The organism is Pseudonocardia sp., assembly GCF_050246655.1.
GTDB lineage: Bacteria > Actinomycetota > Actinomycetes > Mycobacteriales > Pseudonocardiaceae > Pseudonocardia.
In genome coordinates, this window is record NZ_JBFWVQ010000018.1 from 15,122 (window position 1) to 42,014 (window position 26,893).

General features: G+C 69.2%; 11 protein-coding genes. 4 read left to right on the top strand and 7 right to left on the bottom strand.

Annotated elements, in window-relative coordinates:
• Positions 1–167 precede the first annotated feature (167 nt).
• The 7 genes from AB7J25_RS09000 to AB7J25_RS09030 are packed head-to-tail and all read right to left on the bottom strand — an operon-like array spanning position 168 to position 19,900.
• Positions 168–1,964: a DUF262 domain-containing protein gene (locus AB7J25_RS09000; RefSeq protein ID WP_428507046.1), complete on the bottom strand. Its 1,797-nt coding sequence runs from the start codon at positions 1,962–1,964 to the stop codon at positions 168–170.
• Positions 1,961–2,320, bottom strand: coding sequence for a hypothetical protein (locus AB7J25_RS09005; RefSeq protein ID WP_428507048.1), 360 nt, complete (start codon positions 2,318–2,320; stop codon positions 1,961–1,963). The genes AB7J25_RS09000 and AB7J25_RS09005 overlap by 4 nt, the downstream gene beginning before the upstream one ends.
• The gene (locus tag AB7J25_RS09010; protein WP_428507049.1) at positions 2,317–4,755 is read right to left on the bottom strand and encodes an AAA family ATPase; all 2,439 of its coding nucleotides are present in this window, start codon (positions 4,753–4,755) and stop codon (positions 2,317–2,319) included. The genes AB7J25_RS09005 and AB7J25_RS09010 overlap by 4 nt, the downstream gene beginning before the upstream one ends.
• The gene (locus AB7J25_RS09015) at positions 4,755–8,912 is read right to left on the bottom strand and encodes an Eco57I restriction-modification methylase domain-containing protein (protein WP_428507051.1); all 4,158 of its coding nucleotides are present in this window, start codon (positions 8,910–8,912) and stop codon (positions 4,755–4,757) included. Before AB7J25_RS09015 ends, AB7J25_RS09010 begins: the two co-directional genes overlap by 1 nt.
• Entirely contained in the window at positions 8,912–11,815 is a 2,904-nt protein-coding gene (locus AB7J25_RS09020) for a helicase-related protein (RefSeq protein ID WP_428507053.1), read from the bottom strand. Before AB7J25_RS09020 ends, AB7J25_RS09015 begins: the two co-directional genes overlap by 1 nt.
• Before the next feature lie 7 nt (positions 11,816–11,822).
• Positions 11,823–18,038 carry a protein kinase domain-containing protein gene (locus tag AB7J25_RS09025; RefSeq protein WP_428507055.1) on the bottom strand — a complete coding sequence of 2,072 codons (6,216 nt, stop codon included), beginning with the start codon at positions 18,036–18,038 and terminating at the stop codon, positions 11,823–11,825.
• The gene (locus tag AB7J25_RS09030; protein ID WP_428507057.1) at positions 18,038–19,900 is read right to left on the bottom strand and encodes an N-6 DNA methylase; all 1,863 of its coding nucleotides are present in this window, start codon (positions 19,898–19,900) and stop codon (positions 18,038–18,040) included. The genes AB7J25_RS09025 and AB7J25_RS09030 overlap by 1 nt, the downstream gene beginning before the upstream one ends.
• 154 nt (positions 19,901–20,054) lie before the next feature.
• Here AB7J25_RS09030 and AB7J25_RS09035 point away from each other — a divergent pair, with 154 nt between their 5' ends.
• The 4 genes from AB7J25_RS09035 (at position 20,055) to AB7J25_RS09050 (ending at position 26,870) form a co-directional block, all read left to right on the top strand.
• A complete protein-coding gene (locus AB7J25_RS09035; protein WP_428507059.1) occupies positions 20,055–20,438 on the top strand; it encodes an FxLYD domain-containing protein in 384 nt (127 codons plus the stop codon).
• A gap of 691 nt (positions 20,439–21,129) precedes the next feature.
• Positions 21,130–22,659 carry a DUF3375 family protein gene (locus AB7J25_RS09040; RefSeq protein WP_428507061.1) on the top strand — a complete coding sequence of 510 codons (1,530 nt, stop codon included), beginning with the start codon at positions 21,130–21,132 and terminating at the stop codon, positions 22,657–22,659.
• Positions 22,652–23,437: a DUF4194 domain-containing protein gene (locus AB7J25_RS09045; RefSeq protein WP_428507063.1), complete on the top strand. Its 786-nt coding sequence runs from the start codon at positions 22,652–22,654 to the stop codon at positions 23,435–23,437. The genes AB7J25_RS09040 and AB7J25_RS09045 overlap by 8 nt, the downstream gene beginning before the upstream one ends.
• A gap of 10 nt (positions 23,438–23,447) precedes the next feature.
• A complete protein-coding gene (locus AB7J25_RS09050) occupies positions 23,448–26,870 on the top strand; it encodes an ATP-binding protein (RefSeq protein ID WP_428507065.1) in 3,423 nt (1,140 codons plus the stop codon).
• Positions 26,871–26,893: the final 23 nt, after the last annotated feature.

Genomic DNA, 26,893 nt, shown 5'->3' on the forward strand with positions numbered 1-26,893 from the left:
CGTCATAGTCGCGACCTGGCATCCCGCGTCGATGGAGACGCTAATCACACCTGCACTCCGGCACGGTACCCTACCCGAGCCGGGTGGCCCGACGCACGTCCTCGGCCCCAGCGGGTGGCTCAGGACAACTTGAAGGACCGGTCATGACCGGAGATCCGGTAAGCCCGTCACTTCGAAGGCGTCCCAGAGGCTATCGGGAATCGCGAGACGACCCGGTCGGCGAGTCTGATCGTGCGCTCCTCAATGTCCGCCACCGTCCAGGTCTCTCGCTGGGCGAGGTCCACGTTGAGGGCCAGGCCGTTCCTGTAGCCGATCGAGCGCCCCCGGGTATCGGTTCGGTCGCGCTTCTCGACGAATGACTTGTTCCCGAGGGTGCTGTTGTAGGCCGTGATCGTCAGGTTGCCGAGCCGATGCACGTCGGCATCTTGGGCCGCAGCCGCCGCGGCGGCTCCACCGAGCATCTGTTTCCACGCCTCCGGCAGGTTCGCACCTTGAGGCAGGATGTGCTCGATCGTCCAGACGAAATGTCCCTTCTCCTGCGCCCACAGGTCGGCCCAGTTCTCCTTCGTCATCGCGTCCTCGGACAGAACCGTGAGGAGGAAGCGTGCGACCTCCGTGTTCTCATCGTAAATCGGGCCGTTCAAGCGTCGGTAGAACTCTTCGTCGCTGGATGACACCTCGGCCAGGTCGCCGGCGACGGCAGCAACGACGTCGGGGCCGCCGAGCCCGTCGAGCTTCTCGATGATGGTCATGAAAAGACTCGGCAGCACATACGTCTGCGGGAAACCCGTCAGGTTTCGTCGCACGAAGAAGCTCGTCAGCCGGTGACACATCGCGATCAGGTGGTCCTCGGCGAGTTCAAGGTCGCCGCGCTTACTGAGCAGCCACATCACCAGGACATACGACGGCGCGCCCTGCGCCCGCATCAGAAGACGGAGAGCGTCGTCCAGCGTTGTCGGATCGTCCGGCGGAGATACGCAAGTGACGCGACCGTAGATGCGACTGGCCTCGACGAGGGCGTCCACACGCGCCTTGATGTCCTGCGCGAGCAGCGTCTCGTAGATGCGGATCAACTTCGTACGGGTCGCGACGGGCGCGTTGGGCACATCAGGAAGCTCCGCCTTGAAAGCGTTGTAGTAATGCCGGAGAAACCTCTCCTGCGTCGCGTAGTTGTCCCCGAGATTCGTCAATATCTCGTTCCACAGCTTGAAGGCGTCGTCGATATTCATGGCACCGCGCAGCTCGGACACCGCAAGAAAGTGGTTCTTGATCAGATCCACCGGGGTGAGCGGCATGCCTCGGTTGTTCAGCGACTCGAACAACACGAATGCATCGGCGTTGTTCGCCACCTCAATCTTGACAATGATGGCTTGCCGCGCGGCTTCAAGCACGTGCAGGGCGGCCACAATAGGACCGGATCCGGTGGCCTCGGCGAGCTCTGTGATCGATCGACGGAAGTAGTCGAAGCACTTGGCGATCCGGCGCAGCGGAAAGTACGGCTTGCGGTCCACCGGACCCACGGGGAGTCCCGCCGTGGCGAGAACAGCACGGTAGTCGTCGTAGTTGTGCCCTTGACGCTGGGGGGCGACCCGCAGCGTGCCGTCCTTGCGTACGAGGCTCCGACCAAGGTTGATCAGATCGACGCGACCCTCCTCGTCGAGGTCGTCGCGGTTCTCTTTCAGTACGGAGTAGACGGCGGCCAGCAAGATCGTCAAGGTCGTCGCCCGCTGCTGACCGTCGATGAGTTCCAGGACGCCGCTCTCGACGGCGTCGGTGGTCTGGTTCAGCGTGATGATCGTGCCGAGGAAATGCGGTCCGTCGGCCTCGACCAGGTCCTGAAACAGGTCCTCCCATTGCGCCTTCTGCCAGGAGTACTCCCGCTGGTAGGGCGGCACCCGGTAGATCAGATTTCCTTCATACGAGAGCAGCGTGTGGACCGGGTACTGGTTGGCGGACTTGATCACGCTGTGCTCTCGATTCCCTCGATGACCTGCAGGACGTTCACGATCAGCGACCGGATCTCGTCCGGCCCCGGCGGCAGCTCGAACGCATGACGGTGGCAGGCGCGGGTCAGGCCAACCCACGTCAGGCGGGCGGTGGCGCCGAGTTCGGCACCGACCAGACAGGTGAAGACGATCAGTCGGGAGGTGAGCCGGGCCCGGCGTAGGTCGTACCCGCGGGCGGCGAGTACCTCGACGATGGCGAGCTCGAGCCCGGATCGGGCCAATTGAGCCGCGGCGACGACGCGCTGACCGGCGGGAACCGCAACCTCACCGTCGAAGATCGCTACAGCCTGCTGAACACGGTGTGCGGTGATCACTTCGACGACCGCAACTCGTCGACGAGTTTGCGGACGTCTGCAATGGCATCGCAGAGATCGCCGTCGATGCCCTCGTGGCTCCCCTTGCCGCACACGCCTAGACCCCGGTCGCGCCACGGCCGCTGCCGTATCCACGCCTTGACGTCTGCTCGTGGGTTCGCATGCAGTGCGAGCGCCACCCGTTGTGGTCCGTTTCGGACCTTCTCCCATTCCACCTCGACGGCCTCGCGGGCCCGTCCGCCGGTGAACGCCCTGGCGAAGAACGCATCGCGTGCCGCGGACTCGAACGCCTGACGGCACAGTTGCGGGATGACCAGGCGGCGCACGTCGTCGGGTACGTTCGGATCCGCGGCGAGCGACTCCGCGTCAGCGAGGTAGCGCGCAGCCGGATCGCTGCACTTGTCGATCGTCACCACCGACTTCTCCGCCCGATGCACTTGGACGATCCGCGCACGGGGCGCCAGCCGGCGCGCGGACTCAGCCAGCCGGTCGTCGTGGGTGAAGACGATGACTTGCCTTGTCCTTGCGACGTCGGTGAGCACGTCGACCAGTCCGTCGATCTTGCTCGGATCCATGGCCTGGACGGGATCGTCGAGCACGACGAACCGGAACGGGCTCTCCGCGCGGGTGGCACGCGGCAGGAACAACGCCAACGTGATGGCGTGTAGTTCGCCGGTACTCATGACGCTGAACGCACCGGCCTCGACACCGTCGACCGTGCCCACGACGTCGACGCGCCTCTGGTTGTTCTTGGTCGGGTTGGGCAGCCGGATACGCGCGATGTCGACGTTGCTCTCCTGCCGCAGCACGTCCCAGATCTCTGCCGTGCGGGCCGCGAGCGGCTCGAACTGCTGGTTGCGCAGCAACTCGACGTTGTTCCGCAACCAGGTACGGGCGGCCCCGACGAGCGCGGCGCGTTCTCTGACGCCATCGGCCTGGTCCGCGAGGTGCAGCCATGCTCCGATCCGGGTGGCGAGCGGCAGCCACACGCTCTGCCGTTCGGCCACCGCCCTCTCCGCCTCATCACGCAGCGTGGTCAGTGCGTGCACCAGTTCGTCGACGTGGGTCGCGATGAACTCGGCGTACTTGTCGTGGTCCTCCGGGCCGGTCAGGACGCTCGTGACCACACCGTGCGCGCGGCCGAGCGCGGTGAGCTCGACACCGGCGACGGCCTCGGGCACGCGCAGGTCGCTCATCAAGGCCTCCAGGTCGCGACGGCGGTCGGCTACCTCCGCTCGCGCCTTGACGAGCCCATTCTTCGCGGTGTCGGCCAACTCCTGCTCGACCCGGACGCGCCAATCGGCGTCGAGCTCGGCCCCGCCGCAGACAGGGCAGGGCCGGTCGCCGTACGCCGCATGGAGGTCGAGGGCCTCGCGCAACAACCGCGATCGCCGGGCAGCGACATCCGACGCGGCATCTGCTCCCTCGGGTACGGCGGCGACGGCTGCGCGCAGCTTGTCGACGGCGACCATGATCGCGTCTCGATCCGGAATCGATAGCGTCGCCAGATCTGCCAATGCAGACGTCACGGCGCCGGGCTGACTCGTGCCGGTCGCAAGGGCACGCAGCTCGGCCCGCCTCGGTGGCCGCTTCGACAGGTACGAATGGGCGGCCGCCGCCCGCTCGTCGTCGGCCTCTTTGAGAGCCTTCTTCAAGCCCGTCAGCTCAGCCTTCATCCGCTTTTCGGGCTCGGACGCGTCCTTGTACGCGGTGTTGAGCCGGTCCTGGGCGTCGGCGAAACGGCCCAGGCCGAGGATCGACTCGAGCTTGTTGTACAGCTCGTTCGGCGAGGCCGTCAGCAACCGGCCCAGCTCCTCGTGCGGAAGCAGCGGCGAGCAGTTCTGCAGGGCCTGCGACCAGCCGAGGCACTCGACGCCCGGCTCCCGCTTCTGTGCTGGTCGTTGCACCCACGTGCGGTGCTGATCGAAGGCGGTCACGTCGGCGGGCCAGTCGACGCCGACGGTGGTGATACCGACGTCGTCCTCCGCCAACTCCACGCGGATCATCCTGGGACTGTCGCTGTGCAGGTTCGTCCAGCGCGCGACCCACTCGCTCATGGGCAGTCGTCGCCTGCTGCTGTCGCCGGTCAGCGCGACCTCGAGCGCCTCGGCGAAGCTCGACTTGCCCGACCCGTTGCGGCCAGCGACGATCGTCAGCCCCGGTCCGGGATGCAGCTCCAGCATCCGCTCCGGGCCGATGCCGCGGAACCCCGCCACAGTGATCGACCGCAGGTAGGCGCCGACCGGCTCCGGACTCGGCTCGGGGTCCACGACGTGATGCCGCGGCGCCTCGTAGTGACCGTCCAAGGCCTCGGTCAGCGTCGCGTCGCCGTCCAGCGCGGCGAGGACGAGGTACTTCGCACCCTCCGGCAGGTCCGGGTCCTCGGAGGCCAGGTCGAGGACCGCGTCCACCAGCGCCGGGTCGGTCTCAGCCATCAGCGCATCACCGTCTGGCGGTCCGGGTGGCGGGGGCCGGAGCCTGCGGGGAGGTCGGCGAGGGGGGTCCAGGCGGGGCCGCTGGCGATCGCCGCCGCCATCCGGTCGTAGGCGTCGAGGACGAGGCGGCGGGTGCGGTACTCGCCGTGGTCGCGTTCCTCGTACTTGCGGACGACGAAGAACGAGTCCAGGACATGTTCGGCTTCGGGGCGGGTGAGGCCGTAGACGTGTAGGAACGCGGCGTCGAGGTCGGCGCGCAGCAGGGCGCGGCGCTCGGGGTCCCAGCGGAACGGGGGGCCGTCGTCGCCCAGGTCGTTCGCGTAGGGCCGCAGGCGCCAGGAGGTGTAGGACAGCTCCAGCACGTACGGGATCACCCAGTCGGCCAGCGAGCGGTCGGGCTGCCACGGGGCAGGCGCGGCGAACGTCGCCGGGGTGGGGCAGGCCAGCTGCTTCACGATGAAGAACTTCATCCCGGTGCCGCTGAGCTTCTGGCGGGCGACGTAGTCGAAGGCCAGCGACGACCACACCGCGTGCAACAGCGGCCCGTGCTCCGGCTTCGCCGGGAACGCGAGCAGGAACTTGTCGCCGACGGCGCTGGTGGGCAGCACCGAAGGGACGAACGTGCGCTCGTTCTGCGGTCCCGTGATATCGCGCCAGCCGAGCAGCCAACCCCGTTCCTCGACGAGCCGGCCCACGACGGGAGTCCCGCGGCGGGAGCGGCGAGCACGGACCGTGCCGTCCGCCGCACCGTCCGCGGAGGCTGTGATCTCCAGCGACTCGTCGGGTGTCGCCAGGTGGCCGACGAGGCGGTCGTGGACCTCGGGCCGCGCGACCCAGTGGCGGGCAACCGGTTCCAGGTCGGGGTCGTTGTGCATCTCGGCTGTCAGCCGCGGAAGTTCCGTGTCACGGCTACCTGGGGCTCGCAATGCATAGGAGCTGAGTCGATGGTCGAAGTGCCAGAGCAGCTTCGCCTCGTACAGGGGCAGGTAGTCGGTGCCGTCGCGGTGGTAGGACCAGCCGTCGAAGTCGGCGTCGGCGAAGTCGTCCGGCTGGTGGAACAGGCTCGAGTCGTTGGACATGTGGAACAACGTTCCGAACGACAGGCCCCACGGGTTGCTGCCGCCGTCGCAGATGAGGACGGGGTGGCGGCGATAGACGCCGAGGGTGATCTCGGCGTCGATGCGGGTCAGGAACGTCGGGCAGGTCACGGTGTTCGGGTTGGCCAGAGCGATCTCCCCGGGTGAGATCTCGAAGGTACGTTCGGGCGTGATCTCATCCGGATGCTTGGCGAGGAACGACATACGTGCCTGGTCGACTGACGCGGCTCGACCACGCAGCGTCGTGAGCGCGAAGCGAAACTTCCGGTTTCCAACGTCAGTCCAGATCCGAGGGTTCGTCACGAAGTCACGCAGCTCCGCGAGAGAGCGCTTCGCCACGAGGTCCGCGAAGAACGGGGCCGTGGTGTGGTCAGTGACGAGCCCTGTCGGCGTGATGATCCCCGCAGCACCGTCAGGGCCGACGATCGTACGGGCCGTCTCAGCGAAGACGCTGTAGGTGTTGATGTCGCCCTGGCCGGTGAGGGGGAAGCGGCCACTCGTGCGCAGGAGGTGGGAGATGCCATCGGAGCCGCGCAGGGCGCCGAGGTAGGCGTCGTAGAGCGCCGGGTCGTCCTCCTTCAGTCTCTGGATCATCGTGCGGCGGATAGCGGCCGTCTTGGCGTTGACGATGTCGTCGCGGCCCTTCTCCTCGAAGAACTCCTTGTCCTGGATCTTCACCCGCTCCCAGGGCGGATTGCCGACGACGCAAGAGAAGCCGCCGATCCAGCCGCTCGACTCGTCACCGCCGTGGTCGGAGACGGTGAAGACCTCGGGGAACTCCAGGTGCCAGTGGAAGAAGCGCAGCTGCTTGTCCATGGAGAGACGGATGATCTCGTCGTGCGCGCGCTGCGGGGCGGCGTCAGAGTCCGGGTCCTGGAGGTTGCGGAACACCTCCTGGGTCGGGGCGAGCGGCGCGTCGGTGACCTTGGGCCAGACGAACGCGGCGCACCAGGCGTCGGCGACGTGCCGGGCGCGGGAGTACTCGTCAGACCCGACGAGGTCGCGGTAGGCGGTCTCCTGCCGCCGCACCTCGGCGAGGGTGTCGGCGGGCGCGCCGGTGATGCTGCGCAGACCGGCGGCGAACACCGAGTTGGCGACCTTGACCTCCGTGTCGATCTCGAAAAACGAGAGCTGGCTGTTGCGTTGCTCCGCGTTCAGCCGCGCCATGGTCCGCGCGACGGCGGCGTCGTCGCCGACGATCGCGGTGAACGCCGCGTCCGGGATGCCATCGCGCAGCAGCTTCGGGGTGGCGCCGAGGAGGGCGTTGCCGTGCTTCACGTGCGCATCGAGGAAGCCGAGCGGCTTGCCGGGTTCCAGCGCCTCCAGCCACAGGGATACCTTCGCCAGCTCCACCGCCATCGGGTTGAGGTCGACGCCGTAGACGCAGCGGGCGATCACCTCGTGCAGAGCGGTGCGGACCGCGTCCAGAGTGGGTTCGGGGTTGCCCTCCCGGACGGCGGCGACCCGCTTGGCGATGCGGCGGGCGGCGGCGACGAGGAAGTGGCCGGACCCGCACGCGGGGTCGCAGACGGTCAGCGACAGCAGCTCGCTTGCGATCGCCCCTGCGGAGTCAGCCACGCCTGCGGCCGTCGCGGCCAGCTCGCCGCGCTTGACCGCGTCGTCGAGCACCGGGTCGAGCGCGGAGTCGAGCAGCAGCTCGATCAGCGACGACGGCGTGTAGTAGGAGCCGGTGGTCTTGCGGGCGTTGCCCGCGGCGTTGACCAGCTCGAACGTCAGGTCCGCGGCGCTGTGCCGCGGGAGGAGTTCCAGCAGCGATTCGTAGATCGAGCCCAGCTCCTCGGCGTCCAGGTTGCGGTAGTCGACGGCGCGCCAGCGGGCCGAGCCGGGGTCGCGGACTCGGGCGAGCTGCCGCACCGCCTCCAGTAGGTACTCGTTCGCGAGCGACAGCTCGCCGAGCGGCTCGTCCGCGGCGGTGTCGTCGAAGATCCCGCCGAGCCCGGGCAGCCCCAGCTCGGGGCGGCCGTCCACGTCGCCGAGCGCGTCGAGCACGATCCGCAAGCCCTGGTAGAGGTCGCTGTGCGCGGTGCCGCGGCGGCGCAGGGCGTGGGCTCGCAGCCGCGCCGTGGAGAAGTAGCGGGCGTAGCGGTCGCGGGCTTGCGCGTCGGAGCCGGGGTGGTGCAGGGCGTCGCGGTCCTCGGCGACGAACACGAACAGCAGCCGGTACACCAGCCGCAGCAGCGCGGCGTGCAGGCCCGCGACGTCGACGTTCTCCCGCAGCGCCGCGTTGTCCGGGTGCCGCAGGAAGCCCGTACCGAGCGTGGTGATCGCCGCCTCCACACCGTCGCGGAGCTGGTCGAGCGCCCGCGCGCCCGCAGTGATCGCCTCACCGCGCCAGCACTCCAGCCAGCACGCCGACGGCGCGGCGCCGTCAGCCACCGCGAACCGGGTGGCGTGCAGCAGCCGGTAGAGCAGCACGAACTCACTGAACAGCTCGCCGTCGAAGATCGCTTCGAGGTCGAACTCGACGTAGGCGGCGGTGGCGAGCGCGGTGGAGTCGCGCAGCAGGCGCAGCTGGCGGCCGTTGCTGACGATCCCCCAAAGGTGCGCGTCGGTGCGGTTGAGGCACTCCTGCACCAGCGACTGCGCCGGAATCGCCCCGGCCAGCCGCTTGTCGAGCGAGCTGTGCCAGGCCGCCAGGTGCACGGGCACGTGCGTCCACCGGTGGCTGACCGGGAAGGACTTGCCGCCGCCGTCAGCGACGATGCCGGTAGCGCCTAGCGGGGTCAGCTCGCCGAACCCGAGTTCGCTGAACAGCGGCACCAGCCACTGCGTCCGCGCGAGGCCGGTGGCGTCGACCGGGACGTCGGCCTCCGGCGCGACGGGCAAGCGGTCACGCAGCTCGGTCCACACCGACCGCAGGTAGTCCCAGTGCCGTTCGGCCTCGTCGCGCACCGAGCGCGACCCGACCACGCGGTAGTCGGCGGGTAAGGAGCCGGGGACGTCCTTGCCCTCGGAGATGCGCGCGAGCATGTCGGCGGGCAGCAGGCCGCCGACCGTGTGGATCGCGGAGAACACCTGGGTTCGCGTGACGGCCGACATCAGGCGGCCCCTCCCGCGATCGGCAGGTAGACGTACGCGCCGAGCACATCGGCGGGCCTCTGGGCGTGCACCTGCACGCCGCGCACGATCTCGCCGGACGCGCTGCGGACCCGGCGGTGCGAGGCGAGCAGCTCGGCGGCGAGTTCGTCGCCGTACGCGTCGAGGTGCGCGGTGGTGGCGTCCAGCCCGTCGAGGACACGCCGAAGGGTGCGCTCGGCGAAGGCCGGGTCGGTATTGGCGTCCGCGCCGGCCTCCAGCAGGGCATGCGCCTGCTCCGGCGGCAACCAGGTGGCACCGGCGGGCGAGCCGGTGAACGCGAGCACGCGGGCGTCCTCCGCGACGAGCTGCCGTTCGCCCGCCCGCGACGGCAGCGTCAGGTGGAAGCGGTAGCGCACCAGAAGCAGCGTGGTGCGCACGGCGATCGCGCCGGTGCGGATCACTCCGCAACGCCGGGCCGGACGCGGCCCACCGGACCGTGGGTCGAGCGCGGCGTCGAGGACGTGCCCGGCGAGTGCGTCGACCACCGGATCCGTGCGCACCAGCGCGGCCTCGCCGCGCGCCACCGCCGCCGTCGCCCGGAACGGAACCGGGGCGCCGCCGTCGACGGACCGACCGAGCGCGGAGGCGAGGGCGTCGCGCAGGCCGACCGGAGCGCCGGAGACGTCGGCGGTGAATCCCTCGCCGTCGCGGCGCAGCACACCGTCGAGCGCGGTCAGCGCGTGCTCGACGAACCCACGCACCTCGCTCGCCCGGCCGAGGGTGTCGCGGATCGCGGCGACCTCCCGGGCCACCTCCTCGGGACGGATCGAGCGCTGCGCGTACCGGGTACGGGATGCCTTCTCCCGCTCCGCGGCCGACTTCCATTCCTCGTCGAGCGACATCTGCTGGGGGCCGAGATCGAGCGCTTCGGTGCCGAACAGCGCCTCCTGCTGCGGAACGCGGCGGCGCTCCAGCAGCCACTCGACGATCGCCTCCGTGACCCCGGCCGCAGCGGCGTCGGGCACCGAGACCGAGATCCCCAGGTCCTTGCGGATCTGGCGGTGCTTGCGGATCAGCACCTCCAGCACCCGGCCGTCGATCACGTTGTCCTTGCCGTAGACGGTGACGACCTTGACGACGTCGCGCCGCTGGCCGAACCGGTCGACGCGGCCCTCCCGCTGGTCGTGCCGCGTCGGGTTCCAGGCCAGGTCGTAGTGCACGACGGCGTCGAAGTGGTGCTGCAGGTTCACCCCCTCGGACAGGCAGTCCGTGGCGACCAGCACCCGGCGCGCGGCCGGGTCCTGCCCCGCGAGCTCGGCCAGCTCCTCGATCCGCGCCAGGCGCTGCTGCGGCGAGAGCGTGCCGGTGACGGCGCGGACCACCGTCTTGCGGCCGAGCTTGCCGTCGAGCTGCTCGGCGACGTACTCGGCCGTCGGGATGTAGCGGCAGAAGACGATGGGGTGGTAGCCCTCGGCGAGCAGCGCCTTGACCTGCGTGATCAGGACGGCCAGCTTGCGGTCCGACCCGGGCTGCTCCAACTGCGCGGCGCGCTCGGCCAGGTCTGCGAGCGTGGTGCTCGCGTCGGTCTGGGCGCCGGGGGCGACGTCGAGCCCCTCCAGCTGGTCGACGTCGGCGGCGTCGCGGGTCAACGGGGAGCCGAGCCGGTCCGCGTCCTCCGCGGTGTCCGCCTCGGCCGCGGCCGAGCGGGTGCGCAGGGTCTGGGCTGCCGCGCGTGGCGAGGAGACCAGCGAGCGCAGCAGCGCGATCGCCGACCACCACGCGATGCGGGTCTCCCGCTTGCCGCGCTCCCCCGCCGCGGCCACCCGCTCGCCCGCGAACGCGATCGCGTCGTCGAGCAGGGCGCGGTATGGCGGCGAGAGCTCGTAGGTCTTGTCGGTGAACAGCCGGTCGGACGGGAACGCGGTGTTCTCGGCGAGCGAGTCATCGGGTGCGCCGTCGGTCGCGGTGAGGAACCGGCGTACGTCGGCGCGCTTGCGCTGCACGAAGTACCCGGCGAGGGCACGCCGGCCGGCTTCGGTGTCCAGCTCGACGTTCGTCAGCTCCGGCTTGAGCAGGCCCAGCAGGTTGCGGAAGGCGCTCTCCTTACCGCTGTGCGGTGTGGCCGTCACCAGCACGAAGTGGCGATCGGCGTCCTCGGCCACCTTGCGCAGCAGCTCGAAGCGCAGCTGGTTCTGCACCGACCCCTGTACCGACCCCGCCTCGTCGGCCGCCACGCAGGTGTGTGCCTCGTCGACGATCACCAGGTCCGGGCAGTGCCGGACGAAGTCGTCGCGGTGACGGGTGGACTTGATGTAGTCGGTGGACACGATCACATGCGGGTGCCGGTCGAAAAGCGACTGGCCGAGGTCGAGGTCGCGCTCCAGCCGGGAGACGGTGGAGGCCAGCACCAGCTCGGCGTCGATGCCGAACTTGCTGCGCAGCTCGCCCTGCCACTGCTCGGCCAGGGCCGGCGAGCAGAGCACCGCCAGCCGCTGCGCGCTGCCCTGGGCGAGCAGTTCCGCGGCAATCAGCCCGGCCTCAACGGTCTTGCCGATACCGACGTCGTCGGAGATCAGCAGGCGCACCACCCGCTGGCGCAACGCCATCATCAACGGCACGAGCTGGTAGGCGCGTGGCTCGACGGCGATCCCGGCGAGCGACCGGAACGGCCCCGCGCCAGAACGGAACCCGATCCGCAACGCAGTGCGCAGCAGCCCGGCGGCGTGCGCGTCGCCGACGTCATCCGGGGACGGCGGCGCGAACCACGCGCTCGTGACCTCCTCGAACGCCGGGAAGACCGCCGCGACGTCGTCGTCGCTGCCGCCCAGCGGGCGCAGCACGAGCATGTCCGCAGCGCTTTCCGGGAGCACCACCCACTCGCGGCCGCGCGCCGCGACCAGGGATCCAGCCGTGTAGGTCGTCATCTCTTCCTCAGTGAGTGGTGCCGAAGTACTGCTGGCAGGACGCGGCGATCGCTGACCAGTCGACGTCGTGAGGGAACCGGACCACGTCCCACCCGGCGTCGAGCAGGCGTTCCTCGGCCGCGACGTCGCGCTCCGTGACCGCCGAGTACGCGTGCACCGGGCCGTCGACGAACACCGCAACCGTCGCGTTCGGCAGCCGGTAGACGAAGTCCGGCCGCGCGTTGGCGTTCTCGATATAGGTCTGCGCCTCGTCGGGCAGCCGAAGGCCGCAGTCCTTGAGCCAGGCGAGGAACCGCGCCTCGAGGGTCGACTCGGTCTGACCGGTCAGCCGGGCAAGGGTATCGGAGCGGGTCTCGCCGCGGCCGGTCTCCAGCACTCGGGCGCTGGCCAGGCGCAGCAGCAGGTCGCGCACCGCGTGACGGTCGATCGCGCTGTGGTGGATCTGGTTGCCGTAGGTGAGCAGGCAGTCGTAGCAGCCCTTCGCGCAGGGCCGGTCCGGGTGTGGGCCGCCGAGGTCGGTGCCGTCGGGTGCGAAGTGGCAGATCTCCAGCGCCGCCGCGGCAACCCGGGCGATGTCCTTCGGCTCGGACTGGAGCAGCCGCAGCACCCCGGCTCCGCCCTCGGCTGCCTCGATGAACAGCATCCGGTCGCGCGTCGTGGCCTCGGGCGGGAGCAGCTCGCCGGTCAGCTCGCTGTCCTCCAACTCGAACGTCGCCTCGATCCCGCGTTCCAGCGCGAACATCAGCGACAGCGCAACGTCCCGGTCCAGAGGCGTGTCGAGGGTGAGAACCAGGACGTTGCGGCTGTCCTGGACGTAGGGGATCACCCGCCTCTTCTGGCGGCGCTCGTTCCCGTCGGCGTCGACGGCGGGCAGCTCGCTGGCGTCGCCCGAGGCCTCCTTCGCGGCCTGCTCGGTGAGCCACCGTCCCTCGGCTGGATCGAGCCAGAAGCCGGGCGGTTCGTCGGGCTTCGCCCGGGACCGGCCGACGTTCGTGATCCGCACGGTCGCCGAGTCGCCGTAGGTGACGGTGGCGATCTTCCCGGCGGCGTCCGACACGACCGCGTCGCGGCGGCCGGGGCGGGCGCCATGGTCGTGGAACCGGTAGGAGGTGACCAGCGTGAACCCGGCGCGGCGGCGCTCCTCCTCGTCGGAGGAGATCCGCTCGCGGCGGGTGGTGAAGACGGTGTGTAGTGGCAGCAGACCGACCGTCGCCGGGGGCAGCTGCGCGCGGCACATGTCGCACTTGTCGTCGCTGTCCGCCCCGAGGTAACCGCAGTGGTCACACCGCTTCGCACTGGTTGTCACCACCTCCCCGGTACCGCCGGCGGACAACTGGATCCGGTCGACCTGGTAGCGCGCGCCCTCGTGGTAGATCAGCGCGCCGGGCCCGAACTCGCGGATCGCGAGGAACCGCGGTCGCTGCAGGTAGTCGCCGTCACCGAAGCGGCGCCCGGAGGTCGGAATGTAGGCGGCCAGTGGAAGCCGCGGGAACGAGTAGCCCGGCAGGAAACCCTCGCTGGCCAGGTAGCGGTAGGGGTTGAAGTCCGACAGGACCGAGCGGTTCTCGATGCTCTCGTTCTTGAGCAGGTCCAGCTGGGTCTCGGCCTCCCGGCGGGCGCGTTCGGCGTTCTTGCGATCGCGCTCGGAGAGGGTGTGGTCGAGCCGCCGCTTGTTCTGCACGTACTGATCGGCCAGCGCCGCCCGATACAGGTCCCGCCAGCGCCCGAACGCCCTGTCGAACTGGTGGGACGCCGCCGCCACGACGTCCTCGACCCACTGGTCGTGCCACCACGTCGTCTCGCGATAGCTCTCCGCAAGCTCGCGGAGCACCGCGCGCGCGGCCAGCACCGCGCGGGCAGGCACTTGTGAGTCCCCTATCGCGGCGTCGACGTGGTCGTGCAGCCGCAACACCGGTGCGGGCGGGCCCGCGGCCTCGTCGTAGCCGATGTCGATGATCGCCGGGATGGCGTTGCCCAGCTTGAGGTTGGTCTCGGCCAGCCAGACGGCCTGGACGTGCGAACGGACGAGGTCCTCGTTCGCCAGGTCCAGCCGGGGCGGCGCGACGGCGCCTGCGACCATCCGCTCGGACCGGCGGAAGTAGTACTGGTCGTGGCTGTTGCCCGTGGCGCAGTACGTGGTGACCAGCGCGGGCTGCCCGGAACGGCCGGCCCGACCGCTGCGCTGGGCGTAGTTCGCAGGCGTGGGCGGCACGTTGCGCAGGAGCACCGCGTTGAGCTCGGCGATGTCCACGCCCAGCTCCATCGTCGGCGAGCAGTAGAGCAGCTTGAGATCACCCTTGCGGAACGCCTCCTCGCGCTCCTCGCGCACGAGGGGGTCGACCTGGGCCGTGTGCTCGCGGGCGAGCATCCCGGACAGCGCCTCGGCCGTCTCCCGGTAGAGCTGCTGGAAGAACCGGTTGACGCGCGGGCCGTCGCCGCTGGCGTAGGTGCGGGTCAACGGGTCGTAGGAACCGACCTCCCCCTTGCCCGCCTTCCACACCATCGCGGCCGCCTTCACGCGGTAGCCCGTACGCGCCTCCTGCGCGCCCCTGCGCCGATACCGCCCGACGGCCTGGGGGGTGGCGGTGACGCGCTCGACCAGTCCGGCGTCGGTGAGCACCCTGAGCAACTGCTCGATCGCCTGCTGCGCGTCGTCGGCGGAAAGGCCGGGAAAGTGCGCGCGGCGCAGGTACTTGCCGACCTTGCCGCGGCCGGACAGGAACACCGCGGACCGTTCCATCCCGGGCCGCGAGCCGTGCGGGTAGGCGACGGCGACCTTCGGCCGGTCGTTGTCGGCGAGCACCCACGGGTCGATGAGCCGCTCCTCGCAGGCTCGGCGCAGGTTGTCGAAGTCGTCGCGGAAGGACTGCACGTCGATCGCCAGCGACCGGCGCATCTCGTCCAGCAGCGCGCGAAGGATCTCCGCGCGCTGCCCCGGCGAGGCGGCGTTCAGGTCGGGAAGGGTGTCAGCCCAGCGCTCCTGTTTGCCGGCGAGCCAGTCCAGGTCGGCGTAGTGGATCTCCAGCAGACCCGTCTGCTCGAGGTTGGGCATCGTGACCCGCCAGCCGCGCTCCAGGTCGCGGTAGAGCCGGAACGCGACGACGTCGCGCAGCGTCTTCGTCGCGTTGTTGACCAGCGTCGGCGACGGGTCGGCCGCGCTGACGTAGTCGGCGACCTCCAGGCCGAGCGCAGCGGTGACGCGGTTGGCGATGTCCTCGTGCGCGATCCCCTCGTCGCCCGCCTCCGCCAGCGCCCGGTACAACGCGCCGCGTAGCTGGGTGACCTGCACGAAGTCGTTGAAGTGCCCGGCCTGCAGGGACGCGTCCTGACGGTTGTCGACGAACGTGAGCAGCTTGCGGGCCTTGCGGTCGAGGAACTCGGCGGGGATCTGCCTGAGGGAACGCAGGATCGACGCCGACACCAGCGACGTCGCCGACGAGCGGCCCTCCTGACCCAGCGTGGCCAGCTTGGCGAAGTCACTGCCGCGGACCTGTTCGTAGCTGACGCCACAGTGCAGGCAGAACCGGAACGGCGCCGAGATGAACGCCGCCTTCAGCTCGCCGCGCCCCTCCTCGCCGTACGGGTCGACGGTGACCGCGGTCGGAAGGTACTTGAGGAGGTTATCGCGGACGACCTCGTTACCGTGCTCGTCGTCCGTCAGCCAGGATTCGGGCAGGCGACGGCGGTCGAGGGCGTCTTGGATGCTGGCCGGCCACGGCGTCTCCGGGTCGATGTAGAGGTAGCCGTCATCGGCCTGCCCGCCGGTCGCCGCGGCGTCCCGACGCCCCGAATAGCGGATCGTGCCGTTCTCCTCCACCTGCCGCCAGACCGTCAGGTACTCCTGGCCGCACTCACGGCAGAACGCCAGCGGGACGAGGATCTTGCCATCGGAGTGCGGCTGCACCTGCTGGTAGTTGCGGGTGAGCGCGCGTTCGTTCTTGCCCTCCAGCGTGACGTGGACGGTGTCGCCCTTCGACAGGAACTGGTGCAGCCGGAACGCGAACAGCGGGCGGCCCGTCAGCGGGTGCTTGGCCTCCGAGCCGGCGCGCAGGGTACGGCGGAGCGCGTCCGCGCAGCGGTCCTCGTCAACGCTGGTCTGCTCGGCCAGCGCCCGCGCGGCGTCCTCGATCCTGGCCGGGGCCGCCCGGACCAGGCGTCCGTCCTCGGTACCGAGCCCGAAGCGGGTCTCGATCCACCGAGCGAGCGGATCGGCCCGAAGCTCGTCGTAGGCGCGCGGCGCATCAGGCTGGTGCAGCCGGGCCGCCGGCACGTCGGCGGGGGGATCCTCGGTCGCCCGGACGAGGGTCTCGCCGATGACGTTCTCCGGTGGGACCTCGGCGCCGAACAGCGTGCTCGCGACGCCTGCGACGACGCGGCGGCGCTCCTCGTGGCTGCCCTCCGACGACATCGTCGCCGACGTCCCGATGCACTGGAGGTCGGCAGCCTGGCAGGCCTCCCGCACCCGCCGGACCAGCAGCGCAACGTCGGCGCCCTGCCGTCCGCGGTAGGTGTGCAGCTCGTCGAGGACGAGGAACTCCAGGCCCGTGGCCATTCTGACCAGCTTGCTGCGGTCGTCGGGCCGGGTGAGCATCAGCTCCAACATCACGTAGTTGGTGAGCAGGATGTCCGGCGGGTTGTTGCGGATCTCGGTGCGCGCCTCGTCGCTCTCCTGACCGGTGTAGCGGGCGTAGGTGACCGGCTCGCTGCCCCTGCCGTAACCGTGGCGGAGGTACTTGTCGAGCTCGCCGAGCTGGCTGTTGGCCAGGGCGTTCATCGGGTAGACGATGATCGCCCGCACCCGTTTCGGCGCGTCCGGCCCCTCCGTGTCCCGCGTGCGCAGCACGGCGTCGACGATCGGCACGATGTAGGCGAGTGACTTGCCCGAGCCGGTTCCGGTCGTCAGGACGTAGGACCTGCCGTCCTGCGCAGCATCGATCGCCTCCCGCTGGTGGCGGTGCAGCGTCAGCGGGCGGCCGTCGCAGATCGTCGCGTTCTCGGCCTTGCCGGCCTGGAAGATCCGCGCACATTCCTCGTGCAGCACCCCCTGCCGTGCCAGCTCCAGCACGGTGCCGCCGGAGGCGAAGAACGGGTTGAGCGACAGCCACGGGTCGGGCCACTGCGACTTCGCGTCGAGGTCGTCCCCCACGAACGCCGCGATCCGCGCATCCCGGATGACGGTGCCCGCCTCGGTGTAGGACCGGTAGTCGTCGATGAGGCGGCGGTGGACCTCGAACATGTCCAAGCCGGACCCGGTCAGGCGCACCTCGGTCGACCGCGGCGCGGTTGCGGGTGCGTCGTTGTGGCGCAGCCGGCCGACGGGGTCGAACGCGTCCCAGCCCGGTACCGCCTCGTCGCCGACCGCGAGCGCTGCGAGCGCGTCACGGACGGCGGCAGCGCTCGCCGGGCGGTCGGCCGGGTCCTTCCTCAGGAGGCGCTCGATCAGCAGGACGAGATCCTTCGGCAGGTCCTTGCGGATGCCGTCGACCGGTGGGGGCGGCTCGTTGGTGTGCTTCTCCCCCAGCTCCAGTGGCGACGCCGAGTGGAACGGCGGCACTCCGTTGATCAGCTCGAACAGCACGCAACCCAACGCGTACAGATCCGCTGCCTGCGCGACGGTCGAGCTGCGGAACTGCTCCGGCGCCATGTACCGCGCCGTCCCGACGGTCACGCCGCTGCTGGTCAACCGGCTGCCGTCGGTGTCGTCGACGACCTGGCCCAGGCCGAAGTCGAGCACCTTCACCAACCCACCCGGCAGCACCATCACGTTGGCGGGCTTCAGGTCGCGGTGGATCACGCCGTCCGCGTGGGCAGCGGCAAGGCCGGACGCGATCTGTGCGCCCAACGCCGCGACCCACGACGCCGGAAGCTGCGGATGCTCGTCGACCAGGTCGGACAGCTGCCGCCCGTCGAGGAACTCCATCGCCAGGTACGGGCGGCCGGACTCGTCGACACCGCCGTCGATCGTGCGCGGCAGGTTCGCGTGCGCCAGCTTGTGCATGATCCGCACCTCGCGGGCGAACCGCCGACCGGCGTCGGAGCTCGGCGCCGATTCCTGGATCGAGCCGAAGCGGCTGCTCAGCAGCAGCTTCACCGCGACGATCCGGTCCGGGGAATCCGGATCGGACTCCAGATCCACTGCCCGGTAGACCTCTCCCATGTTCCCTTTGCCGAGGGGCCCCAGGATCTGGAAACGACCAGCTACGACTTGTTGCTCGACGGTCATCAGGTCCCCCCACCAGGTTCGAGCTCGCCACGAACGACGGCATCGGTCAGCGCCTGCACCAGCCGTTGCCCCAGCCCAGCGGCCTCATCCAGCGCGACACCGAAATGATCGAGCATCCGTAGCTGTTCCCCTACCCGGTATTGCTCAGCGACCGGCAGACGTGGCAGCTCGACACGACGAACATCGACCCGGTGCGTACCGGTCTTCGTCGCAGCCACTCGCGTCGTTTCACCACTCCGCAGGACGCCCGCGAGGAACCACGGGTCGAGCTGTCGCGGATCAGGGCGCAGCAGCTGGAGCCCGGGCCCGAGCAGCGCCTCGGTGTCGGCCTCCACCACGAAGACCGACGGTCTCGACATGACCGTCGGGATGATCACGTCACCGGGTTGCAGCCGCACGCCGTCCACGTCACCGATGACCGATCCGGTGGGGCCGTGACCTGCCAGGACGTCGGCGGTGACCAGTACCGGCGTGCCGGGCCCGGGACCGAGCTCCAGCGCCCCGACCTGCTGGTGGATGGTCAGCACACCCAGCCTCACCAACTCGCCGACGGTGGTGCTCGGCCGTCGGGGGTGCTCGGTCGATGGGGTGAGTTGGGGCAGCGAATCGCCGAGGCGGCCGAGGAGCTCGAGCAAGCGACGGCGGTCATTACCGATACTGTCGAGGCCCGGACCGGGACGGAGATACCTCCCCGGGGTGAGGTCGACGTCGTCATCAAGCAGGTCGATCGTCGGCACGAGCCGGTGTGTGGCCGGATCCTCCTCATCCGCGATCGCCCGGTGCACCCTCCGACCGACCTCCGGCCAGCCGATCTCATCGAGCTTGACCTGCGCACCCGCGCAGGTGTCGACGAGACGGACACCGTGGTCGGCGTCTGCGCCGTCGACGGCCATCACCCACAGCTGCATCGGTAAATGTGCCGGCGCGACCGCTCCGGGCGGGAGGGAGATGACCGCTCGAACAACTCCCCGACGTAGCAGAGCCGCCCGGATTGGCCTGCCCGACCGGCGGGACGCGACCCCGGGAGGCAGAACGATGACCACGCGGCCACCGGGCCGCACATGCGCCAGGCAATGCTGCACCCACGCCAGTTCGGACTCGCCCTTCGGGGGCAGACCGTACGTCCACCGCGGATCGAGCTGCAGCTCCTCGTAACCCCACGCCCGCTCGTTGAAAGGCGGATTGCATACCACTGCGGCCGCGTGGACTCCCGCGAAACCGTCAGCTCGCAGCGCGTTGCCCGTCTCGACTCGCGCGGCCGGGTGAGTGAAGGCGAGCCGGGACCGCGCAAGGGCGGCCAGGCCCACATCCAGCTCCTGACCGAGAACCTCAAGCCCCCGCGGGGCGGCGAGAAGCAGCGACCCCGTTCCGCAGGCCGGATCCAGAACCGGCCCGGCATCAAGGCGGGCCAGCTCGATCATGAGCGACGCAAGCTCCGGCGGAGTGGCAGCGAGCTGCCGGGATGAGGCTTCGACGTATCGCGCGCACAGTTGCTCGAAGGCGGTCGTGTTTCCAGCCTCGTCCGCGAGCTCGTCGATCGCGTTGCGGACTCCGGCATCCAGCTCGACGTCACCAGAAGCCAGGTAGGAGCCCGCTGCAGCCACGGCCTCTGCCATCGAGCCGTCCGTCTCGGACATCTCAAGCGCCTGCCAGGCCAGCTCGACCAAGGAGTGCGCACCGAGCCTGCCCCTAGCCCGAAGCCATGAGCGCACCTCGACGAGCGGGAAGGTGGGACTGGACTCACTTCCGCCGACCGGTCGCGGAAAGTCGTCGTACCGACGGCGCCAGTTGCTCACCGCTGCCCGCCCGACACCCGCCAACCGCGCCACGTCGGCGGCCGTCACGACAGCCCATTCGTCCATGCCCGCCTCCTCGTGACACAGCCTAGAGCATGTGTTGACTGCGTCAACAGCGATGGTGCAGAGTGCCGCCGTCACCGCGCGAAGGGCGGAGGGCATGGACCGACAGGAGCGCTCCTCATGACGTACCCGAACAACCCGGGGCAGCCGCTGCCCTATGACCCGTACGCGCAGCGGCCGTACCCCACAGGATGCGGCGGTCGCCGAGCTGGACAAGGCGTTCGGGAACGACCCCGCCGCGGCGCATGATGTGACCGTGTCCGACTGCGCCGTGGTCGCCGAGTACGGAATCAAGTCCACACAGGCGACGATCAAGGTCACGAACCCAACCGATGCCGCCCAGTCGTACTCGATCACCGTGAGCGTCAACGACAAGGCCGGAACGCGGATCGGGGAGATCAACGCCTTCGCGAATGCGCTCGCACCGGGGCAGTCCGTAACCCTCTCCGGGGACCACGCTCGCGGGCTGCTGTCCAACGAGTCGACGAAGGCTGGTCCGGCGGCATGCACGGTCGCGAGCGTGAATCGCTTCCCGAGCTGATCTGATCCAACCGGCGGGAGTACAGGGGGTGCCCAAGGCGACCTTTGACTACCGGCGCGGTGTGGAGGCGGATGGCCATCTGGCTGCCCGCGCCACCTGGTAGTGGCGACGCCGCCACTACCAGCCGGGTGGTGACCCACCGACAGTACTGGTCACCGGCTACCCGCTACCCCGCCCCCGCGACGACCGCGCATCCCGCCACCGACAGCAACGTGACCAGCCCATGGCGGGACTCCACGACGCTTGCGCGGATCGGGCAGCCCCGACAACACCGCCGCCAGCCCCGGCGCCGCCGCGACCGGATCGGGCACCTTCACCCGGCCACTCGATCGAGCACACCAGGGACCAGCGAAGATACGACTGCGGGCACGGCTCTCTTCCGATGATCACGGTTGGCATAGGAACCACCATGATCACCACAGAGGCCGCGTCCGTCCCCCTACCCCGACAGCGTGACGCCGCAGCTCAGCGCCCACTCACCGCGACTTTGCCGAGCCCCTGACCGCCGACCCGGTCCTGTCCGCCACGTCGGGTAACTACCCCGTGTGGGACGACGTGGAACTTCCGGATCATCGCGACGGTGGTGGTGAGCTGGGGATGGAGCAGGGCTACGCAATAGCCGGATTGTGTCAGGGGTCGCACGTACTCTGGCCGACCAGCGAACCTATGCACCGCCACGAGGAGGCCTCGGTTGGCAGATCCGGATGCCGAACGGTTGCTGCACGAGTTCTGCGGCGCCGCCAGCACCGATGTGACGATGTCGTTGCTGCGGTCGCCGGATGCATTGCCGCATCTGGCGTTGATGGCTGCGCACCTGGGCGACGGCAAGATTGTCGATGGGGAGACGCTCACCGCCAGGATCAACGAGGATCTCCCCCGACTGCGTCGCAGTTTCACCTCGGGCGAGGACGATGCGCTGCTCGCCGTTCACGACGGCGACACGTTGGTGACGCGGTGGACAAAACGAGGCTGGGTGTATCGCACGGTCGATCCGGACAGCCGGATCGAGCGGTATCAGCTGACCTCGGGTGCGGAGCAGGCGATCCGGCAGGTACGACATCTGCGGCGGCGGTCTACCACTGCGACGGAGTCGGCGCTGGCAATGGTGATGGCCGAGATCCGTCAGATCGCGATGGAGGCCAACCCGGACATCGAGACCCGTCGGGCGGCGCTGACTGAGCAGATCACGATGTTGGAGGCGCAGCGGAACGCCCTCGACAGTGAGGAACCGCCCCAGGTCGATCAGGGGGTGCTGGTCGACAAGGTGTCGGCGTTGGTGCAGTTGATCGACCGGATGCCTGGGGACATCGCCCGGTACGGCGAGCGGATGCAGGCCAACACCGTTGAGCTGATCCGGCGGAGTTTCGCCGATGACCCGGCTGAGTTCGCCGATTCGCTGCAGCGAATGTTCGAGGGTCACGACGTGATCAGCGAGTCCCCGGAGGGGTTGGCGTTCCGCGCGTTCGCGACGTTCATCTCGACGCCGTCGCAGTGCAATCAGCTGGAGTCCGACGTCGCCGAGATCGTGGGGTTGGTGGATCGCCTCCCGGCGGAGCTGGCCGAGACGCTCACCGGGTTCGTCGGGGCGATGTGGAACCGGGTCCAGGATGTCGAGGGGATTCGCCGGGTTGCGTTCCGCCGCGGTGGGGACGTGCGGCATTACCGCAGCATGCACCGCCGGATCAACGAAGCCCAGGCCGCGGCGGTGGAGGCGTTTCGTCACACCCATGGCGGGCGTGACATCGGGTTCACCGTGCCGATGAGCGGGGTGGACACCGCATCGGTCGGGCGGCTGCGGCTGGACGAGGGACGGGCGGGCACGCCCGACCCGCTGGTCACCACACCGGATCCGCCGCTGGATCTGGCCGCGCTGGTGGGGCGGGAGTCGATCGACTGGGCGGTGTTGCGGGCAGCGATCAACACGGCGATGGAACGTCACGGCGGCTACGCCGATCTGCACGACATTCTGGGGGAGATCGACCGTCCGCGCGTCGGCGACGTGATCGGGGTGTGGTCGTTGGCGTCGCAGCACGGGCAGCTCGACACGACCGCGCAGACGACGGTGGTGGCACACACCGCCCGCGGCGCGCGGGAGATCACGCTGCCGTACCTGCTGTTCGGCGAGCCGATCGCAAACCCGCTCGCGTTGGTCCGCGCCGACCCCGACGACTCGCGGGCGCTGGGCTCGCAGAACACCCTCATGGAGGTTTCTGATGGGTGACGGCTCGACGTTTGCCGAGGTCTTCGACGACGCGTTGTTCCCCGACGCCGACCTGCCCGCGGTCGCCCTCGATCCGGCCGATGTGTTCGACCACGACGACGCCACCGCCGTCGGCACCCACGTCGACGGGGGCAGCCGGGAACCGCGATTCGACGGTGACACGAGCAGACTTCCTGCGGAGTTGTGCTGGACCCTGCAGGCTTTGCTGGCCGCCCCGCACGTCAGCGAGAGGGACCGCAAGTACTGGCCTGTCCTTCTACAGCACGGCGACGTTCTGCGCAGCCGGTTGTCCGAGCTGGGGCTGATCTTGGAGGTCAACCACGAGCATCGGTACGCATTCACCCGCCAGGCCGACGATCCCAGCCCGCACTCCCGGATCATCCTGCGCGCCAAGAAGCTCAGCCTCGCGGCGAGCACGTTGGCGCTGTTTCTGTACCGGCAGTACCTGACCACGCCCGAGGAGCCGGTCGTCGCGACCGGGGACATGGTTGATCACATGATGGCCTACAAGCGCGCCGAGGACACCGACGAGAAGGCGTTCCGGGACAAGATTGCCGCCGCGATTACCGCGCTGGAGAAGGCGGCGATTGTGAAGCCCATCCCGGGTACCGACCGTTACCTCATCTATGGCGTGATCACCTCGATCCTCACCGCAGACCGCGTAGAGGCGCTGCAACGGCGGTACCGGGCAATCGCCAAGGGGGGCAACACGCTGGCGGCGGTGTCCGAGGACGAGCACGACCCAGTCGACGGGGAGGACGCGGACGAGAATGCCTGAGATTCACCCGGTGCCCGATGCGGCCGCTTACCCGCCTCGGCCGGTCGGGCGGTCGGTTCATCGAGGCCAGTTCCGGATCACCCGCCTGCAGATCATCAACTGGGGCACCTTCACCGGTTACCGCGATCTGAAGGTCGACGAGCGGGGGGTGTTGTTCACCGGCCCGTCAGGGTCGGGGAAATCCTCCTTGCTCGACGCGCATTCGATCGTGCTGCTTTCGGCGTATGACCAGCGGTTCAACGCGTCTGCGGATCTGACCGCGCGGGGGTCGAAGCAGGCCAGTCGCACTGTCGCCGACTACGTGCGCGGGGCGTGGTCGGAGACCAACGACGAGCACGACCATTCGCGGATTCGGTATCTGCGGGCGGGGAAACCGACGTGGTCGGCGGTCGCGGCGACCTACGACAACGGGCTCGGCTCCACGACTACCGCGGTCGTAGTCAAGTGGTTCCCCGGCACCGAAACCGACAGTGCGTCGCTGAGGACGATGCACCAGCTGCACCGCGGCGAGTTCAACCTTCCGGTCATGGAGGAATGGGCCGCCCGCGGGTTCGACCTGTCGTGGTTCAAGAAGTCGCACCCGAACACCCACTACGACGGCCAAGGCGCCTACCTGCGGGAGCTGGGCAAACGGGTGGGGATCGGCAACTCGAAGTCCGCACTGGCGCTTTTAGGCAAGGCCAAGGCGATGAAGAACGTCGGCGATCTGAACCTGTTCATCCGCGACAACATGCTCGACCGGCCCACCACGTTCGACGACGCCCAGAAGATGTTGGACGCGTTCACCCCGCTCAACGACGCATACAAGACCGCGCAGCGCGCCCACGCCCAGGCCAAGGCGTTGCGAGAGGTCCCGGAGAACTGGCACACATTCTGCTCGTCAACCGACGCGCACTCCCGTGCCCAGGACATGCTGGGCACGTCAATGGAGCGGTACCTGCGCGGTGTCGCGCTACATACGATCGAGACCGAGCTCAACGACATCGACCAGGTGATCGCCGGCCTCGATGCAGAGGCCGGCCGCCTCGACGAGCAGTGCGAGCTCGCCCGGGGGAGATTCTTGTCGCTGCAGGCGCAGTACAACCAGGACGCCGCAGCGCTGCGTGACCTGGAGAGCGACCTGAAGGTCCAGAAGGCCGAGGCCCGAGCGCGTCTGCAGGCCTACGGCGTGTACGGCGAGTTGGTACGCGCGATCGGGCGGCCGGTACCGGAGGACGAGGAAGCGTTCACAGCGCTCGCCGCCCAGACCGCCGGCATCGCCCAGGAAGCGCAGGCGGTGTTGGACGAAGAACTACCGCTGCGACACGACGTGTTCGCCGCGGCGAGTGGCGCACGCCACGAACTTGAGGAGAAAGCCCGTGAGTTGGAGGCGTTGGGCACCGCGCGGAACTTGATTCCGCCGCAGCGGGCGCAGCGGCGTGATTTGATCGCGGCTGGAGCGAAGGTTCCCGCCGGGGATCTGGCGTATGCGGCGGAGTTGATCGACGTCGCCCCTGACGAGGAGCGGTGGCGGCCAGCGGCGGAGAAGGTACTGCGCGGCTTCGGGTTGCGGCTGCTGGTCCCGGAAGGCCACCAGGACGCGGTCAAGGGGTTCATCGATGCCAACGATATGAGAAGCGTGGTCGAGTACAGCGTCGTGCCAGCAGCGTTCGCGGTCCCGGCACAGCAGACGCCCGGAACGCTGGCCACGAAGCTGACCGTCAGCACCGGCCACCCCGCCGGGCGGTGGCTGGAGACCGAGCTCGCGAAGCGGTTCGATCACGTGTGCGTCGAAGCAGCGGCGGACCTGGCCGGGCACCGGCTGGCGGTGACCGTCCGCGGCACGGTCAAGATGCCTGGACACCACTACCGCAAGGACGACCGACCGGAAGTGACGCTGCCTTCGGCCTACATCCTCGGCGGGAATGTCGCGGTCAAACGCGACGCGCTGACCGAGGTGGTTGCCGAACTCCAACGCACCGCGGACGTGGCCGAACGCGCGGCGGAGCAGCTCGAGACCAGCATCACCGACGCAACCGGTCGCCGCGACGCCGCACAGAAACTCGCCGAGTACACCCACTGGTCTGACCTCGATCACTGGTCCGCGGACGCGGCCGCCGACGACTTCACCGCGCGGATCGCAGAGGTCAAAGCCAATGACGTGAACCTGGCCGATCTTGAAACCCGCCGCGACGTCGCCGAAGACCGCTGGAAGGAACTGGTCGGGAAGAAGGCCGAACTCGACGCCGACCTGACGCGCCGCAACAACCGGCAGACGAAGCTGATCGAGGACTTCGACCAGGAGGAACCCAAGCCGCACACCATCGACGACGCTGACGACCGCGCCTACCTCGACGAGGTACTGGCGGCGGTGATGGGTCCCGGCACAGCACCCGTGACGGTCGACACGATGCCCCAGGTCCGCCACAACTTTCGTAAGGAGCTCCAGCATCGCCGCGACACCGCCGAGGGCACCCGTCACCACGCCCGATCGAACCTCAAGACGGCGATCGAGGCGTTCATCGAGCGGTGGCCCGACGCTGCGCCGGACACCAGCGGTGACGTCGAGCGCAGCGGTGGGGACTTCGCGCGGCTGCACACCGAGATCGTCGAGCGGAACCTGCCGGCGGCGATGGACAAGCTCGAACGGATGATCAGCGGGGACATGGTCCCGTCGATCAGTTTTTTGCACCGGTCGATCGTGAACGCCGCTGAGGAGATCCGGTCGCGCATCAAGATGGTCAACTCCGGCCTGCGGCGGGTGGAGTTCGACGAGGGAACCCACCTGCAGATCGTCATCACCGCCCATGAACCGGTCGAGGTGAAGGAGTTCCGCACCGCCGTGGACGCGGTGCTGCGCAACGCTCCAGGAACCGGGACGAAGGAGAGCCGGGACCCCGCCGTGTTACTGGCGCAGTTCCGGCGGGTTCAGGAGTTGATGAGGCGCTTCACCGATACCAGCGCCGACGCCGTCCGGTGGCGCACGCAGGTCCTCGACGTCCGCAACACCTACACCTTCTACGGCCGTGAGGAGAACGCCGACGGGGAGACCACAAAGACCTACAGGAACACCGCGGTTAACTCCGGCGGGGAGCAGGAGAAGCTGGTGGCGTTCTGCCTCGCGGCGGCGCTGAGCTACAACCTCGCCGCTCCCGACTCCGATGGCCGCCCCACGTTCGCGCCGCTGATGCTGGACGAGGCGTTCAGCAAGTCCGACGAGAAGTATGCACAACAGGCGCTCGGCGCGTTCGAGGAGTTCGGGTTCCAGCTGATCATGGCGGCGCCGATCCGCATGTCCGGGATCGTCGAGCCGTACATCGGGCAGGCCGTCCTGGTCGACAAGCACGTCAACGCGACTGAGGCCCGCTCCACCGTGCACACCGCCACGTTCGGCGAACTGACCGAACGCCGGCGCGGCGATTTCGATGCCGAAGACACACCCGCGAGCGCATGACCAGCAGGGCTGAGCTGAAGGGC